Below are 15,800 nucleotides of genomic sequence, written 5' to 3'. Positions count from 1 at the left end.
CTGCGGATCGTCTTCGCCGGCACCCCGGACTTCGCGGTGCCGTCGCTGCGCGTGGCCGCGGCGCAGGGGGAGGTGGTGGCGGTGTATACCCAGCCCGACCGCCCTGCGGGGCGCGGGCGCGCGCTGGCGGCCTCGCCGGTCAAGCAGGCGGCGCTCGAACTGGGCCTGCCCGTGCTGCAACCCGAGACCCTGCGCACGGTGCAGGCGCGACGCGAACTGCGCGACCTGCGGCCCGACCTGATGGTGGTGGTCGCCTACGGCCTGCTGCTGCCGCCAAAGGTGCTGGAACTCCCGGTCCACGGCTGCTGGAACGTGCATGCGTCGCTGCTGCCGCGCTGGCGTGGCGCCGCGCCGATCCAACGCGCGATCGAGGCCGGCGATGCCGAAACCGGCGTCTGCCTGATGCAGATGGAACAGGGCCTGGACACCGGCCCGGTGCTGCTGTCGCAGGCCACGCCGATCGGGCCGCAGGAGACCGGCGGCCAGTTGCACGCGCGCCTGGCCGACCTCGGCGCGCAGGTGCTGCGCGACGGACTGGCGCTGCTGCGCGCCGGCATCCGGCCTGCGCCGCGACCCCAGCCCGACGCTGGCGCGACCTACGCGCACAAGCTCGACAAGGCCGAGGCGCGGCTGGACTGGACGCAGCCGGCCGACGCGCTGGCGCGCAAGGTGCGGGCCTTCCACCCCTGGCCGGTGGCCGAGGCCGAGGTCGCGGGCGAGCGCCTGCGTGTCCATGGCGCGGTCGCGCTGCCGCTGGCGCATCGCGCGGCACCGGGCACGGTGCTGTTCGCCGGTCGCGACGGCATCGATGTCGCCTGCGGCGAGGGTGCGCTGCGCATCCGCGCGCTGCAGCGCGCCGGCGGCAAGGCGATCACCGCCGCCGATTACCTCAATGCACGGCGCGATCTCGTCGCGTCGTCGTCCTGATATGGCCGCTCCGCGCGAACGCCCCGGCGTGGAGGTACGCGTGCGCGCCGCGGCCGTGCTCGATGCGGTGCTGCATGGCGGGCGTTCGCTGAAGGCCGAGCTCGCGCAGGCCCTGCCGACGCTGCCTGACCCGCGCGACCGCGCCCTGCTCGAGGCGATCTGCTTCGCCGCTTTGCGCAACCGCCATCGCTTCGATGCCGCGCTTGGCGCGTGGATGCCGCGACCGCTGCCGCGCCGCGATGCGCCGCTGCGTGCGTTGCTGCACGTCGGCTTCGCCCAGCTCGACGCGCTGGCGTTGCCGGCGCATGCCGCGGTGGCGGCAACGGTGGAGGCTGCACGGGCGTCGGGTCGTACGCACCAGGCCGGCCTGGTGAACGCGCTGCTGCGTCGCGCCCAGCGCGAAGGCCTGCCCGCCGCCGATGCCGATGCCGCCTGGCCGGACTGGCTGCGGGCGCAGGTCCGCGCCGACTGGCCGCAGGACGCGGATGCGATCTTCGCGGCCAGCGCCGTGCCCGGGCCGACCTGGCTGCGGGTCAACCGCGCCCGCACCGGCGTGGCGGAGTACGCGCAGCGCCTGCACGAGGCGGGGATCGATGCGCACGCCGTCGACGGCCTGCCCGATGCCTTGCGCGTGGACGATCCGGTGTCGCCGCTGGCGATGCCGGGATTCGCCGAAGGCGATGCGTCGGTGCAGGACGCCGCCGCGCAGCGCGTGGCCGACGCCCTGTCGCCGCCGCGTGGCGGACGCGTGCTCGATGCCTGCGCCGCGCCGGGCGGCAAGTCCGCGCACCTGCTCGAACGCGACCCGACCCTGCAACTGACGGCGCTCGACGTGGACGCGCGTCGCCTGCGCCGCGTGTGCGACACCTTCGACCGGCTCGGCGTGGGCGCCGATGCGCGACTGCTCGCCGCCGATGCCACCGACACCGCGTCATGGTGGGATGGCACGCCGTTCGACGCGATCCTGCTCGACGCGCCGTGTTCGGCAACCGGGATCGTGCGGCGCCAGCCGGACGTGCTGCTGCACCGGCGCGCAACCGACCTCGCGGCGCTGGTGGCGCTGCAGGCACGCCTGCTCGATGCACTGTGGCCGCTGCTCGCGCCCGGTGGCCGCCTGCTCTACGCGACCTGTTCGGTCCTGCAGGCGGAGAACGCGGCGCAGGCCGCGGCCTTCCTCGAACGCCATGCCGATGCCGAGGTCGCGCCGCTCGGCGACGACTTCGGTCGCGCATCCGGCCCCGGCCGGCAGCGCCTGCCGGGCGACGAAGGGATGGACGGTTTCTTCTACCTGGTCGTACGCAAGCGCGACGCGGCGTAACCGCCCGCCGGCACCGAAACGCTACGGCGCAGGCGGCGTGGTGGCGCCTGCGCTGCCGCGACCCGGCAGTGCGCGCCAAGCCTCGATCACGCGCGTTGCGGCGATGTCCTGCACGCGGCTGGCGTCGCCGCGCTCGCCGCCGAGCACCGTGATCGGACCGTTGCCGATGGGGCGCCAGCGCTCGGGTGGCGCCGCGCCGAACATCACTACCAGCGGGCATTCCAGTGCGGCGGCGGCGTGGGCCGGCCCGGTATCGACCGACACCATGCTGTGCGCCACTTCCAGCACGGCGAGCATGCGCGGGATCGGCAGGTCGTTCGCCAGGTTGCGGATGCGCGGGTCGTTGCCGGCAGCAGCCCGGATGTCCTCGAGCAGGCCGTGTTCCGGCGGCGAGCCACACAGCAGCACGCGCCCGTCCGGCAGTGCCTGCAGCACGTCGTTGGCCACGGCGGCCCAGCGCTCCGGATCCCAGTGCTTGGGATGGTCGGCGGTCATCACCTTGCCGCGCTTGTGGGTGCGCTTGTTGCCGGGCTGGAACAGCACAAGCGGACCGGCGAGATCCTCCTGCGCGCGCCACGCCAGCAGCGCCTCGCGCTCGTGCGCTGGCACCACCAGGCGCGGCATCCGGAACTCCCCGGCCTGCACCGGGACGGTCGGATACGGATGCGCCGGATCCTGCTGCCCGAGCGCCAGCCAGCGGTCGGGCCAGAGCATCGGCAGCGCATCGTCCTCGAGTCGCCGCGCCACGATGTCGTCGGGATGCACGCCGCCCCGCGCCAGCAGGCGCGGCATGTCGCCGTTGACGTCGGCCAGGTAGACCGGCCCGCGCCCGCGCTGCCGCAGCCAGCGCACCAGTGCCCATTGGCTCGGGCACAGCCAGTAGGGCGTGTTGCGGCTGGTGACGAGCTGGAGATGGCCCAGCGCCGGTTCGGCTTGCAGCAGTGGTGCGGTCCAGCCGCCGGAACTCACGAGGTCGACCGGGCTGCCGTGGCGCGCGGACACCAGCCGGATCAGCGTGGTCAGCAGCACCATGTCGCCAAGGGCGCCGCAGCGGACGATCAGCGGACGCGCAGGCATGGCGGGACGTGCGTATCGAACATGGCGCGCATCATACGGGCACCGCGATGGCCGGTCCGCATGCCGGCTTCGCCGGCGCGGCGATGCGATACTCCCGCGTCGCCAGCGCGCAAGGAGCGCGACGTGCCCCGCCATTACCTGCTCTACGGTTCCGAACGCTACGCGCTGGCCATCCTGCGCCCGATCCAGGCCGCGATCCGCGCCCGCGGCGACGAGGCCGCGTGGTTCTTCGACGGCCCCGGCGCGAGCGACCTGGCGGCCGACGAGACCCTGCTGACGGTCGAGCAGGTGCGGGCGTGGAAGCCGTACGCGGTGATCACCTCGTCCAACGCGGTGCCGCACTTCTTCCCCGGCGTGAAGGTGGAAACCTTCCATGGCTTCGATGCCGGCAAGCCGCGGCACATCTACATCCGCGGTTTCTTCGACCTGTACTGCACCACCGGCCCGCGCGATACCGCGGCCTTTGGCGAGCTTTCGCACAAACTCGGGCATTTCTCGGTGGCGGAAACCGGGTTCCCGAAGATCGACCCGTTCATGGCCTCGCTCGGCAACGAGCCCGCCCCCATGCGCAAGCCGCCGGTGATCCTCTACCACTCGACGTTCTCGCCTTCGTGGAGCGCGGCGCCGGTGTTGTACGACGAGATCGCGCGCCTGTCGCGCAGCGGCGAGTGGCGCTGGATCGTCACCTTCCACCCGAAGATGGATCCGGAGATGGTCGCGAAGTACAAGGCGCTGCAGGGCGAACACCTGGTCTTCGCCGAGAACGACAACATCCTCGACCTGTTCGAGGAGGCGGACGTGATGTGTTCGGACACGTCCTCGGCGCTCAACGAGTTCCTGCTGACCTACAAGCCGGTGGTGACGTTCAAGAACCGCCGGCCGGGCCCGCAGCTGATCGACATCGACGATCCGGCGCAGTTCGAACCCGCGATCCGGCGCGCGCTGTCGCGCCCGCCCGAGCTGATGGCGGCGGTGAAGCAGTTCGCCGACCAGCTGCATCCCTGGCGCGATGGCCGCTCCAGCGAGCGCGTGCTCGAGGCGATCGACGCCTTCGTCGCCGCCGGCGGGCGCAACCGCCGCAGCAAGCCGCTGAACCTGTGGCGCAAGCTCAAGATCCGTCGGCGCATCGGTTACTGGGGGCCGGCGGGCTGGCGCTGACGCCGGGCGCGCAGGCTGGCTGCGCGATGAACGAGGGGGCGCGGCGACGCCACATTTCCAACGTGTTCACGGAACGGCAGCGATCCACCATGGAAGCTGCGCGCTCCCCCGCACCTCGCCGACGCCCCCGCGCGGCGCCCATGCCATGCCCTCGATCCGGATCCTCGCCCGCGGCAACGGGCACGGCCTTGCCAAGGACCTCGACCTGCTCGCCGACCTGCTCGGGCAGGCCGGGTACGCGGTCGATCCGGTCGGCTTCCACAACGAGAAGGGCGTGCGTGCGCTGCAGATCGGCGGCATGCGGCTGGCGCGCTTCTGGCGTGGCCGGGTCGACCTGCAGCTGTCGCTGGAGCACGTCTATCCGAATACCCTGTCACTGGCGCGGCGCAACCTGTTGATGCCCAACCCGGAGTGGTTCCGGACCCGCAAGTGGCAGGGCAGCCTGCACCGGCTCGACGGCATGCTGTGCAAGACCGTCCATGCGCAGCGCATCTTCTCGGGCATGGGCGTGGACGCGCGGCATGTCGGCTTCACCAGCCAGGATCGCCGGCTTCCCGGCGTGCCGCGCGAACGCATGTTCCTGCACCTCGCCGGCAAGAGCCCGGTCAAGGGCACCGAGGCGGTGCTGGAAGCCTGGTGCCGGCACCCGGAGTGGCCGACCCTGGTGGTGGTGCAGACCAGCCGGCACGCGCGGCCCCGGCAGGGCGCGGCGAACATCGACCACCGCGTCGGGCGGCTGAGCGACGACGAGCTGCGCATCCTGCAGAACAGCTGCCGCTTCCATGTCTGCCCGTCGGAGGCGGAAGGCTTCGGCCACGTGCTGGTCGAAGCGCTGGGCGTGGGCGCGGTGATGCTGACGACCGATGGCGAACCGATGAACGAACTGGTGCGGCCGGACTACGGCGTGCTGATCCCGCCGGCGCGGATCGGGCAGCTCGGGCTGGCGCGCCGGTTCCATGTCGATGCCGAGGGCGTGGAGCGCGCCGTGGAGCGCGTGCTGGGATTGCCGGAGGTGGTGGTCGATGCGATGTCGGCCCGCGCACGGCGGGCATACGAGGCGATCGACCGCGGCTTCCGGACCCGGATGGTCGAAGCGGTCGGTGAAGCCATCACGGGCACGGCGGCGGCCGCGCCGCTACCAGCGCAGCGGGCGGCGTGACACGTCGCGATTGAGCGCGACGTACAGCGCGCGCGCCTCGGCGTCGGGCAGGTAGCGCACGCGCAGCGGCGGCGACATCGCGCCGGCGCCGGCGGTATCCAGCCACAGCGACGCCATGCCGAAGCAGCGGTCCAGCGGCGAGCGGCGCAGCTGCAGCGCCTGCAGCTTGTCGAGTTCGGCGAAACGCCAGTGGCGCGACCACCAGCCTTCGCGCACCGCGAACAGGCGCGCGTCCATGTGGTAGCCGGCGAAGCGCGCGTGCCGAAGCGCCAGCCACGCCCCCCAGGGCAGCCACAGCAGCCCGAGCAGGCCCCAGGGGCCGACGTACCAGCACAGCCCGGCGGCGAGCAGCACGGCGAACACCACGTCGCCGAGCAGCAACCGCTGCCAGGCACGCGGATGCAGGGGCTGCCAGCCGGCCGGTGGCCATGCGCCATCGCCGAGCAGTTCCTGCAGCAACGCATCGCAGGCCGCGGGCGTGGCAATCGGCGCGAGTTCCGGTGGTTCGCGTTGCGCCTGGCCGTCCTCGCCCTGCGCGCCGGCGGTGTCGATCGACAGCGAGCGCCGGTCGAACACGCGGTGCAGCAGTCCCTCGCGCAGGGTCCAGGCCTGGATGCGGCGGCGCGAGACGCTGCTGCGCACGCGCGCCAGCAGCCCGCGTTCGATCGTCAGGCGCCGGCCCAGCGCCTGCAGGCGGAAGCCGTGGTAGCGCACCAGTGCCAGCACCACCGAGAACAGGCGCACCAGCACCAGGGCCAGCACCACCACGCCCGCGACGGCGAGGGCGGTGTTCCAGCCGGCATGCAGGTGCTCGACATACCCGAACGCGCTGCGCCAGGCCTGTCGGAACGCGTTTTCCATCGTGTCTTCCGGGAACATCTGCCACGCCAGCGCAAAGGCCGCGCCGACCACGATCATCCCGCGGTTGGAGATCAGGCCCAGGCGCACGATCTCGGGCGTGGACAGCGCGAGCAGGGTGTCGCCGGCAACGGCTTCCGGCGCCTCCGCTTCGCCGCCCTGCGCGCGATGGCGGATCAGCCGTTCCAGCGCCAGCGCCTCGTCGAGCCGCAGCACGCGCATCTGCGCCTCGGGCTTGTCGCCGCCGGCCGATTCGAGCTTCACCTCGGCCACGCCGAACAGGCGATGCAGCAGCGTCTGCCGCAGCTCGACATTGTGGATGCGCGAGAACGGCACCTGCCGCAGGCTGCGCTCCAGCAGCCCGCTGCGGATCACGAGGCTGTCGCCGTCGATCCGGTAGCGGTAGGTGAAGTACTGCCAGACCGCGAACAGGGCCAGCACGCCGACGCCGACCAGCGGCCACAGTGCGTAGCGGTCGCCGCGGCCGAAGAACATCAGCACCAGCAGCGGGACGATGAACTGGCGCAGCGCGCCGAGCAGGACGAACAGCCACGACCACGGATGCAGGCGGCGTTCGTGTCCGGCCGCGACGTCGCTGGCCGGCGTCGGCGCGGGTGTCGGCTCAGTCGAGGTCATCGTGCTCGATCCAGCGCGCGAGCCGGTCGCGCAGCGCTTCGGCGTCGCCCGCATCCAGCCCCGGGGTCGAGACCGCGTTGGAGCGGGTGCCGGCGGTGTGGATCACCAGCGTCGACAGCCCGAAGCGGCGCTCGATCGGCCCGCGCTGCAGGTCGAGGTGTTGCACCCGCGACTTCGGCACGAAGGTTTCCTGCTGCCAGAGGCGGCCGCGGCGCAGCGCGTAGCCATCCCCGTCCAGCCGCCAGCGGGTCGCGGCGTACTGCCGGAATGCCAGCCACGCGCCCCACGCCGGCAGCAGCACCAGCACCAGCAGGGCCAACGCGAGCGCCAGCGGCTTGTGGTCGACCAGCAGTCCGATCGGCACCAGCAGGCCCAGCGCCAGCGCGCCCATCCCGAGCACGTTGCCCAGCACGAACAGTCGGCGCGCGGCCTTCGGTAGGGGTTGCCAGCCTTCGGGCAGCGGGTCGGCGTCGGCGGGGGCGACCGGGGCGGACAGGTCGTCGGGTTCGCGCGTCATCGGCCTTCCAGGTCGGCGTAGGGATTGGGTTCGCCGCTGCCCGGTGGCCGCGCCTTGAAGCGCTTGTAGGTCCACTGGTACTGCGCGGGGTCGCGGCGGGCGATGCGCTCGACGTCGGCATTGAGCGCGGCGGTCGCCACCGCGGCGTCGGCATCGGCGACGCCGGGGGAGGCGGCCTCGATCCGCAGCGCGTAGTCCGGGCCGGCGCCGATGCGTTCGCACCAGGCGAACAGCACCACCGCGCCGCTGCGCGCGGCCAGGCGCCCGAGCAGGGTCATGGTCAGCGCCTGCACGCCGAAGAACGGCGCGAATTCGCCGTCGCCGCCCTTGGGTTGCTGGTCGGGCAGGATCCCCACCACGCCGCCGGCCTGCAGCCGCTTGAACAGCTGGCGCACGCCGGCGCCCTCGGCCCGGACCTGGGTGATGCGGTCGGCGTCGGCATCGGCGCGCACGCGGCGCAGGAAGGCTTCGCCGATCGCCGATTCCGGCGGCTTGTACAGGATCGCCAGTGGCGTCTTCGCCGCCAGCCACTGGTTCAGCAGCTCCCAGTTGCCGAAGTGCGGCGCGGCGACGATCAGGCCGCGCCCCGAGGCCAGCGCCGCGTCGAACAGCGCCTCGCCGCTGCGTTCGCGCAGCTGCGCCAGGTTTTCGGCGTGCGGCCGGGTCCACAGCCGCAGGGTGTCCAGCGTCTGCAGCCCGGTCGTGCGCAGGACGTCGCGCAGCCAGGCCTCGCGCTGCGCCGGCAGCAGGTCGGGATAGGCGAGTTCGAGGTTGCGCAGCGCGACCTCGCTCTCGCGTGCGCCGGTACGCAGCCACAGCCACGCCAGCGCGTCGCCGAGCGTGCGCAGCACGGGCCAGGGCAGGCGTCCGGCGAGCGCGGCGAGTGCGTACAGCAGGCGGGCGGCGAGTTCGGTCATCGTGCCAGTGTAGCGAGGCGCGGCGACGCGCCCCGCGCCGGCGCGGCGACCGGCGCAGGGGCGGGCAGGCGAATCCGGATAGGCTGTGGTCCCCCGCCTGCGACCCCATGCCCATGCTTGCCCTGATCCAGCGCGTGACCGAAGCCAGCGTGGCCGTCGATGGCGAGGTGATCGGTCGCGTGGGCGGCGGGCTGCTCGCGCTGGTGGGCGTCGAACCGGGCGACGGCGACGCCCAGGTGGCGCGGATGACCGGGCGCCTGCTCGGCTACCGGGTCTTCACCGACGACCAGGGGCGGATGAACCGGTCGCTGGCCGACACCGGTGGCGGGCTGCTGCTGGTCAGCCAGTTCACCCTTGCGGCCGATACCCGCTCGGGGATGCGCCCCGGCTTCAGCACCGCAGCCCCCCCGGACGAGGCCGAGCGCGTCTTCGCCCGGCTGCTGGAGGCGTGCCGGACGCAGCATGGCGGGGTGGTTGAAACCGGCCGCTTCGGCGCCCACATGGTGGTCGGGCTGGTCAACGACGGACCGGTGACCTTCCTGCTCAGGGCCTGAGCCCCCGACCGCGACGCCGCGAGCCTGAACGCCGGCACATCGAGGCGGGCGCCGCCGCGGCTGGAAAACCGGGCATCCCGGGCCCATCTAGGCTCCCGGCACCCCTTCCAGGGGGCGGCCAGCAGCCCCGCGGGGGAACCCCGACCCCTGGGCGATGTATAATTACGGGTTCACTTTTCTCCCCGGTGCGCGCCTCATGGCGAATGAACGTCCAGCCGAGCAGTCCGACATCAAGCTCCTGATCTCCAAGGGGCTGGAACAGGGCTATCTGACCTACGCCGAAGTCAACGACCACCTGCCCGACGACCTCGTCGATCCGGAGCAGATCGAAGACATCATCGGCATGATCAACGGCATGGGCATCGAGGTCCACGAGATCGCGCCCGATGTCGAATCGCTGCTGCTCACCGGCGACTCCACCGGCAACCGCGAAGTCGACGACACCGCTGCCGAGGAAGCCGCCGCCACGCTGACTGCGCTCGACGCCGAGGGCGGCCGCACCACCGACCCGGTGCGCATGTACATGCGCGAGATGGGCACGGTCGAGCTGCTGACCCGCGAGGGCGAAATCGCCATCGCCAAGCGCATCGAGGAAGGCCTCAACCAGATGCTGTCCTCGCTGGCCAGCTTCCCCTGGTCGGTACAGCTGCTGCTCGAGGACTACGAACTGCACAAGGCCGGCAAGAAGCGCCTGGCCGAACTGGTGGTGGGCTTCAACGACCTCGAAGAGGCCGTCCCCGAGGCACCGGTCGTGGCCGACAGCGGCGACGCCGCCACCGCCGACGATGCCGAGGCCGACGAGGAAGACGACGCCGACGACGGCGAGGCCGAGGAAGCCGGCCCCACCGGTCCCGATCCGGCCGAGGTCGCGCGCCGCATGGAGGCGCTGGCCGCCCTCTACGCCAAGTTCCAGAAGGCCTACGCCAAGAGCGGCGCCGAAGCCAAGCCGGTGCTGAAGCTGCGCGAGGAAATGGCCGAGATCTTCACCACCTTCAAGCTGCCGCTGCCGCTGACCGACACCCTGGTGCGGAAGCTGCGCGACGTGGTGGGCCAGATCAAGGACCACGAGCGCCGCATCCTCGACCTGTCCACGCGCGTCGCGCGGATGCCGCGCAAGGATTTCATCCGCGCCTGGGAAGGCAACCAGACCAACCTGGGCTGGGTGGACGAGGTGCTCAAGCGCAAGCAGAAGTGGTCGAGCGGCATGCGCGAGGTGAAGGACCAGATCGTGATCGAGCAGGAGGCCACCCTCGCCGTCGAGAAGGCGATGATGGTGACGCTCGCCGACCTGCGCGAGATCAACCGCGCGATGGCCTACGGTGAGGCCAAGGCGCGCAAGGCCAAGAAGGAGATGGTCGAGGCCAACCTGCGCCTGGTGATCTCGATCGCCAAGAAGTACACCAACCGCGGCCTGCAGTTCCTCGACCTGATCCAGGAAGGCAACATCGGCCTGATGAAGGCGGTGGACAAGTTCGAATACCGCCGCGGCTACAAGTTCTCGACCTATGCCACCTGGTGGATCCGCCAGGCGATCACCCGCTCGATCGCCGACCAGGCGCGCACCATCCGCATCCCGGTGCACATGATCGAGACGATCAACAAGCTCAACCGCATTTCCCGGCAGATGCTCCAGCAGTACGGCCGCGAGGCCACGCCGGAGGAGCTGGCCAAGGAGATGGACATGCCCGAGGACAAGATCCGCAAGGTCATGAAGATCGCCAAGGAGCCGATCTCCATGGAGACCCCGATCGGCGACGACGAGGACTCGCACCTGGGCGACTTCATCGAGGACACCAACGTCGAGTCCCCGATCGAGGCTACCACCAACATCAACCTGTCCGAGACCGTGCGCGACGTGCTCGCCGGGCTGACGCCGCGCGAGGCCAAGGTGCTGCGCATGCGCTTCGGCATCGACATGAACACCGACCACACCCTCGAGGAAGTGGGCAAGCAGTTCGACGTCACCCGCGAGCGCATCCGCCAGATCGAGGCCAAGGCGCTGCGCAAGCTGCGCCACCCGAGCCGTTCGGAGCAGCTGCGCTCGTTCCTCGATATCGACTGAAGCATCGCGGCCGCACGGGCCGCTGCATGCCGTCCGATCGCCCCGGCCCGCCCACGCGTGCCGGGGCGATCTGCATTGGTGGCCCCGAAGCTGAACGTGCCGGGTCCGAGCGCGCGGGCATTCGCACGGCGCCCACATCCCTCCGGGCAGAGTCGCCTCCCGAGGGCGCAGCGAGCGCCCGATCAACAGGAGATCACCGAATGAATGCGACCAAGACCATCCTCGCGCTTGCCCTGGCCGCTGGCCTGAGCGCCTGCTCCAACGCCGACCAGGCCCAGAATTCTGCCCAGGAAGCCGCCAATTCCGCCGCCGAGGCGCAGCAGGCGGCGGACAGCGCCGCCGCCACCGGCGACATGGCCGCCGCGCAGTCGGCGCAGGCCGCCACCGAGGCGGCCGACGCCGCCGCCGATGCGGCGTCCCAGATCGCCGGCCAGGCGATGGGCGCCGATGGCGACATGACCCGTCGCGAGGACCTGGCCGACGCCGCCGAGAAGGCCGCGGACGCCGCCGAACAGGCGCAGGACGCCGCTGAAGAAGCCAACGCCGCGGCGGATGGTCGCAACAACACCGACGGCCAGTAAGCCGTCACCGGACGACCGGGCGGCTCGCGCCGCCCGGCTCGTGTCGCGCGGCCGGGGCCGGTACTCGTCGACGGGTCACGGTCGCGCGATTCTTTACGCCACGGGTCCTGCGGCCAACGTGTTCGGATCCGTCGCGCCGCGTCGCGACGATGCCCGCCTTTGCTACGATGCCCGTTCGGGCCTATAGCTCAACGGTTAGAGCAGGGGACTCATCGACAAGGTGCCGCCGCGCAGGAATGCGTGGACGGGAACGGGATGAATTCAGGGGAACCGCAGCGGCGGCAGCGATGCCGGACGGTGGCAATCCTGAGCCAAGCCGGCGGTACACCGCCGGAAGGTGCAGAGACTACCTGGGGGCTCCAGTGCCCTTGATCACAGGCTCGAGCGTCCCGCGCCCCATCCGCCCCGGCCCACGGCCGCGGCGAAGGGCGAAGAGATAGTCCGCTCCGGGAGGAAACCCCCGGCCAAAGCGAATCCCTTGGTTCCAGGTTCGAATCCTGGTGGGCCCATTTCCGTACCTGTCGCGCCGCCGCACAAGGCCGTGCCGGACCCGCCGGCGCTAGTCGACGGCGCCGGCCTGCTGCTCCCTGAGGAACGCGACGAAGGCGCGCAGCGGCGACGGCACGTGGCGGCGGTCGTTGTAGTACAGGTAGGGACCGTCGAACGACTGCCACCAGGATTCGAGTACCGGCTGCAGCCGGCCCGCATCGAGCAGGGGCCGCAGGTATTCCTCGAACGTGTAGATGATGCCGGTGCCGGCGAGTGCGGCGGCCACTTCCAGGTACTGCGAGGAGGTCAGCAGCGGGCCGTGCGGCGACACGCGGAAGCGCGCGCCGTCGTGTTCGAGTTCCCAGACGGCGAGCTTGCCGCTCTCGAAGCGGTGGCCGACCAGGCGATGTTCGAGCAGGTCGCGTGGATGGCCGGGCAGGCCGTGCGACTGCAGGTAGGCCGGGGAGGCCGCGGCCACGAACCGCTGGCGCCGCGGGCCGATCGGCACCGCGATCATGTCGCGCGCCAGGCTCTCGTCGTAGCGCACGCCGGCGTCGAAGCCGGCGGCCAGGACGTCGATGTGGGTGTTGTCCATCGCGACCTCCACGCTGACCCCGGGGCAGCGCGCCAGGAATGGCGGGATCAGCCCGGGCAGGACGAAGCGCGCGGTCGGTACCGGCACGTTGAGCCGCAGCGTGCCGACCGGGCGTTGCGTGCTGTCGTCGAGGTCGTTGAAGGCCGACGCGATCTCGGCCAGCGCCGGACGCAGCCGGTCGAGCAGTCGCGCGCCCGCTTCGGTCGGAGTCACGCTGCGGGTGGTGCGGTGGAGCAGGCGCAGTCCCAGGTCGTGTTCCAGCCTGCGGACGCGGTCGCTGAGCGACGAGGCCGACAGCCCGCGGCGCTCGGCCGCGGCCCGGAAGCCCCCGGCCTCGACCACGGCGGCGAACAGGGCGACATCGCTCAGGTCCGGCTGGCGCACGCGGGGCTCCCCTGACTGTACGGGATGCCGTACAAGGCATTCGCTTTTATCCGGTTTATCCAGAGGTATCAAGCGCCCAACATGGCCTCCGCGCGATGTCGCCCGCTCCGGGCAGGCCGCGCTTCCACCAGGAGGATCGACCATGCACCAGCCACGACGCCCCTCGCTTTCCCCCGGCGGCCGGATCTGCCGCCGCCTGTTCGCGCTCGGACTCGGGCTGGGCGGCCTGCTCCATGCCGGCAGCGCGATCGCGCACTCCGGTCCCGAACCCGATTGGGGCGTGGCCGACATCCCCGCGCAGGACGGCCGCATCTTCCTGGTCACCGGCGGCACCAGCGGCATGGGTTACGAAGATGCCAAGGCGCTGGCGGGCGCTGGCGCGCAGGTGGTGATCGCCGCCCGCAATACCGCCCGCGGCGAGGAGAGCGCCGCCCGGATCCGCCAGGCGCACCCCGGCGCACAGGTGCGCTTCGAGACGTTGGACCTCGCCGACCTCGCCTCGGTGCGAGCGCTCGGCGAGCGGCTCCGCGCCTCGCTGCCGCGGCTGGATGGGCTGATCAACAATGCCGCGATCATGGCGCCGCCCGGGCGGGGGGTGTCGGCCGACGGTTTCGAGGCGCAGCTCGCCACCAACTACATCGGCCACTTCGCGCTGACCGCGCAGCTGCTGCCGCTGCTGCGCCGCAGCGAGGCGCCGCGGGTCGTCACGCTGTCGAGCATCGCCGCCGCGCGCGGCCGCATCGACTTCGACGACCTGCACTCCGAGCAGGCCTACGACCCTTACGCGAGCTATGCGCAATCCAAGCTGGCCTGCCTGATGTTCGCCTTCGAGCTGCAGCGCCGCAGCGAGGCCGCGGGCTGGGGCATCGCCAGCTTCGCCGCGCACCCGGGCGTGGCGGTCACCGAACTGATCCGCCGCGGCCCGGGCCTGGACAGCGAGTTCGGCCGCAACTGGGCCCGCGACCGCGACCAGTACCACTCGGCTGCGCAGGGCGCGTTGTCGACCCTGTATGCCGCGACCGCCCTCGAAGCCCGACCCGGAAGTTATTACGGGCCTACCGCCGATGGCGAGCGTCGCGGACCGCTGGGCCTGGCCACTGTGCCGGCGGCCGCGCAGGACGCCGACGCCGCAGCGCGCCTGTGGACGCTGACCGAGCGCCTGACCGGCCTCGACTTCGACTGAGGGAGGCGGCCATGCCCATCGTCATGCCGCGGATCGTCGCCTCGGCGATCGATGCCGAGCCGGAGGAAGCCGGCGCGGCGCTCACCGGATTCGCGCTGTTCTTCTGCATCTTCTCCGGCTATTTCATGCTGCGCCCCGTGCGCGAGGCGATGGGCATCGCCGCCGGCATCGACCAGCTGCAGTGGCTGTTCACCGCCACCTTCGCGGCCACGGTGCTGGTGGTGCCGCTGTTCGCATGGCTCAGCGCGCATGTGCCGCGCAGTCAGTTCGCCAGCTGGGTCTATGGCGTGTTCTGCGTGAACCTGGCGGCGTTCGCGCTGGCCTTCCATGCCGCTGGCGACAGCCTCTGGGTGGCACGCGCGTTCTACGTCTGGATCTCGGTCTACAACCTGTTCGTGGTGTCCGTGACCTGGAGCGTGATGGCCGACGTGTTCGATGCGCGGCAGGCGCGGCGCCTGTTCGCCTTCATCGCCGCGGGCGCGAGTGTCGGCGGGCTGGCGGGCCCGGCTACGGGCGCGTTGCTGGTCGACACGCTGGGGCACGCCGGGCTGGTGCTGCTTGCGGGCCTGCTGCTGGGCGTGGCGCTTGCGCTGAAGCGACCGCTGATGCGCTGGCGCGAACGCGGCGGCGCCGGCAGGCCGGGCGCGGTGCCGGCCGAGAGCACGCGCAGGCCGGTCGCCGGCAACCCGTTCAGCGGACTCACCCGCGTGCTGCGCTCGCCGTACCTGCTCGCGGTGTCGGGCTTCGTCGTGCTGCTGGCGGGCGTCACCACCTTCCTCTATTTCGAACAGGCGCGGCTGGTGGCGACGCTGTTCCCGGATCGCGACGAGCAGGTGCGGGTGTTCAGCGTGATCGACATGGTGGTGCAGGCGGGCGCGCTGCTGGCGCAGGCCTTCGTGACCGGGCGCGTCGCGCAGAAGCTGGGCGTGCGGGTGCTGCTGGCCAGGGTGCCGCTGCTGGTCTGCGTGGGCTTCGTCGGGTTGGCGTTGGCGCCCGGCTTCGCGATGCTGGCCGCGCTGATGGTCGTGCGCCGCGTCGGCGAACACGCGTTCGTGCGGCCGGGCCGGGAAATGCTGTTCGCGCCACTGGACGCGGAGAGCAAGTACAAGGCCAAGGCATTCATCGACACGGTGGTGTACCGCGGCGGCGACGCCGCCAGCGCCTGGGTCAAGAGTGCGCTGGACCTGTTCGGGCCGGGCATGGCGTGGGTGGCGATGATCGGCGCGGGCTGTGCCCTGGCCTGGGGCGCGCTGGGCTGGTACCTCGGTGGCCGCGCGGATGCGCTGGGAGGGCGCCAGCCGAGAGGTGGCAATCCTGCACCGGCGCCGGGGGCCGGCATCGCGCGCGCCGGTGCGGTGCGTTGACGTGGCGGGCGGGCGCGCGAT

General features: G+C 71.8%; 14 protein-coding genes. 9 read left to right on the top strand and 5 right to left on the bottom strand.

The genetic code is table 11. From position 1 onward, the window contains the following. Together fmt and rsmB are read left to right on the top strand one after the other, a co-directional pair. Entirely contained in the window at positions 1-927 is a 927-nt protein-coding gene (fmt, locus tag Q0863_RS05540) for a methionyl-tRNA formyltransferase (RefSeq protein WP_298577054.1), read from the top strand. Between the two features lies 1 nt (position 928). Continuing rightward, the gene (gene rsmB, locus Q0863_RS05535; RefSeq protein ID WP_298576200.1) at positions 929-2,245 is read left to right on the top strand and encodes a 16S rRNA (cytosine(967)-C(5))-methyltransferase RsmB; all 1,317 of its coding nucleotides are present in this window, start codon (positions 929-931) and stop codon (positions 2,243-2,245) included. Between the two features lie 21 nt (positions 2,246-2,266). Here rsmB and Q0863_RS05530 read toward each other — a convergent pair whose 3' ends face one another. Further along, complete coding sequence (locus Q0863_RS05530) at positions 2,267-3,322, bottom strand: glycosyltransferase family 9 protein (RefSeq protein WP_298576198.1); 1,056 nt, start codon at positions 3,320-3,322, stop codon at positions 2,267-2,269. A gap of 123 nt (positions 3,323-3,445) precedes the next feature. Here Q0863_RS05530 and Q0863_RS05525 point away from each other — a divergent pair, with 123 nt between their 5' ends. Both Q0863_RS05525 and Q0863_RS05520 read left to right on the top strand, forming a co-directional pair. Beyond that, a complete protein-coding gene (locus Q0863_RS05525) occupies positions 3,446-4,480 on the top strand; it encodes a CDP-glycerol glycerophosphotransferase family protein (RefSeq protein ID WP_298576195.1) in 1,035 nt (344 codons plus the stop codon). Positions 4,481-4,625: 145 nt separating this feature from the next. Then, a complete protein-coding gene (locus tag Q0863_RS05520; protein WP_298576193.1) occupies positions 4,626-5,639 on the top strand; it encodes a glycosyltransferase in 1,014 nt (337 codons plus the stop codon). Here the strand turns inward: Q0863_RS05520 and Q0863_RS05515 are convergent. Genes Q0863_RS05515 through Q0863_RS05505 form a run of 3 tightly spaced genes read right to left on the bottom strand, consistent with a single transcriptional unit; the run spans position 5,616 to position 8,567 of the window. After that, on the bottom strand, positions 5,616-7,133 hold the full coding sequence (locus Q0863_RS05515; RefSeq protein WP_298576191.1) for a PH domain-containing protein: 1,518 nt from the start codon (positions 7,131-7,133) through the stop codon (positions 5,616-5,618). The two genes, Q0863_RS05520 and Q0863_RS05515, sit on opposite strands and share 24 nt — an antisense overlap. Continuing rightward, on the bottom strand, positions 7,120-7,650 hold the full coding sequence (locus Q0863_RS05510) for a PH domain-containing protein (RefSeq protein ID WP_298576189.1): 531 nt from the start codon (positions 7,648-7,650) through the stop codon (positions 7,120-7,122). Before Q0863_RS05510 ends, Q0863_RS05515 begins: the two co-directional genes overlap by 14 nt. Continuing rightward, positions 7,647-8,567, bottom strand: a complete 921-nt coding sequence (locus Q0863_RS05505) for a lauroyl acyltransferase (protein WP_298576187.1) — start codon at positions 8,565-8,567, stop codon at positions 7,647-7,649. The genes Q0863_RS05510 and Q0863_RS05505 overlap by 4 nt, the downstream gene beginning before the upstream one ends. 113 nt (positions 8,568-8,680) lie before the next feature. Between Q0863_RS05505 and dtd the strand changes: the two genes are divergently transcribed. From dtd to Q0863_RS05490, 3 genes are all read left to right on the top strand, one after another. Next, the gene (dtd, locus tag Q0863_RS05500; protein ID WP_298577052.1) at positions 8,681-9,121 is read left to right on the top strand and encodes a D-aminoacyl-tRNA deacylase; all 441 of its coding nucleotides are present in this window, start codon (positions 8,681-8,683) and stop codon (positions 9,119-9,121) included. Between the two features lie 196 nt (positions 9,122-9,317). Further along, positions 9,318-11,183 (top strand): RNA polymerase sigma factor RpoD, encoded by a 1,866-nt coding sequence (gene rpoD / locus Q0863_RS05495; RefSeq protein WP_298576185.1) that lies wholly within the window; start codon positions 9,318-9,320, stop codon positions 11,181-11,183. Between the two features lie 200 nt (positions 11,184-11,383). Continuing rightward, the gene (locus tag Q0863_RS05490) at positions 11,384-11,764 is read left to right on the top strand and encodes a hypothetical protein (protein ID WP_298576183.1); all 381 of its coding nucleotides are present in this window, start codon (positions 11,384-11,386) and stop codon (positions 11,762-11,764) included. A gap of 559 nt (positions 11,765-12,323) precedes the next feature. Here Q0863_RS05490 and Q0863_RS05485 read toward each other — a convergent pair. Then, complete coding sequence (locus Q0863_RS05485; protein WP_298576181.1) at positions 12,324-13,232, bottom strand: LysR family transcriptional regulator; 909 nt, start codon at positions 13,230-13,232, stop codon at positions 12,324-12,326. Between the two features lie 142 nt (positions 13,233-13,374). Between Q0863_RS05485 and Q0863_RS05480 the strand changes: the two genes are divergently transcribed. Both Q0863_RS05480 and Q0863_RS05475 read left to right on the top strand, forming a co-directional pair. Then, complete coding sequence (locus Q0863_RS05480) at positions 13,375-14,415, top strand: SDR family oxidoreductase (protein ID WP_298576179.1); 1,041 nt, start codon at positions 13,375-13,377, stop codon at positions 14,413-14,415. Between the two features lie 11 nt (positions 14,416-14,426). Continuing rightward, complete coding sequence (locus tag Q0863_RS05475) at positions 14,427-15,779, top strand: MFS transporter (protein WP_298576177.1); 1,353 nt, start codon at positions 14,427-14,429, stop codon at positions 15,777-15,779. Positions 15,780-15,800 lie beyond the last annotated feature (21 nt).

This window comes from uncultured Luteimonas sp. (assembly GCF_947492465.1).
In the GTDB taxonomy this organism is placed as follows: domain Bacteria; phylum Pseudomonadota; class Gammaproteobacteria; order Xanthomonadales; family Xanthomonadaceae; genus Luteimonas.
The sequence above is the reverse complement of the archived record's forward strand: the minus strand, read 5'-3'. Positions and strand labels throughout refer to the sequence as shown.